The sequence below is a fragment of the Bradyrhizobium sp. LeoA1Lang genome (assembly GCF_055413685.1).
This window is the reverse complement of the sequence record NZ_JBVAPG010000548.1, coordinates 1-360: the sequence shown is the minus strand read 5'-3', so window position 1 is coordinate 360 and position 360 is coordinate 1. Positions and strand designations below refer to the sequence as shown.

Genomic DNA, 360 nt, shown 5'->3' with positions numbered 1-360 from the left:
ATCTCCCGAAGCGACGCCGCCCACAACGCAAGCGTCTCCTCAATCGACGCTGCCTGCGTCCACGATCTTCGAATCATGGTTGCCCATGGATTCAGAAACCCACTAAAAAAACAACTGTAATGTTAGGGCCTGTTGAGATTCAGGATTCACAGATTGGAATGTCCGTGATTCAAGCTCCGAAAGGAGCTTGGCATGCACCGATTCGTTTTGACGGATGCCCAGTGGGCGAAGATGGAGCCGCTTTGTTTGGGCAAGCCGACCGATCCCGGTCGCACAGGGGGTGACAATCGTTTGTTCCTCGAGGCCGTGCTGTGGATCGCCCGCACGGGCAGCCCATGGAGAGATCTGCCGCCGACGTTT

At 56.1% G+C, this 360-nt stretch carries 1 protein-coding gene; it reads left to right on the top strand.

Going from position 1 to position 360, the window contains the following annotated elements; all coding sequences use genetic code 11:
* Nucleotides 1-192: 192 nt before the first annotated feature.
* A partial coding sequence (locus ACZYOF_RS44460; RefSeq protein WP_463719682.1) for a transposase occupies nucleotides 193-360 on the top strand: 168 nt, incomplete at its 3' end.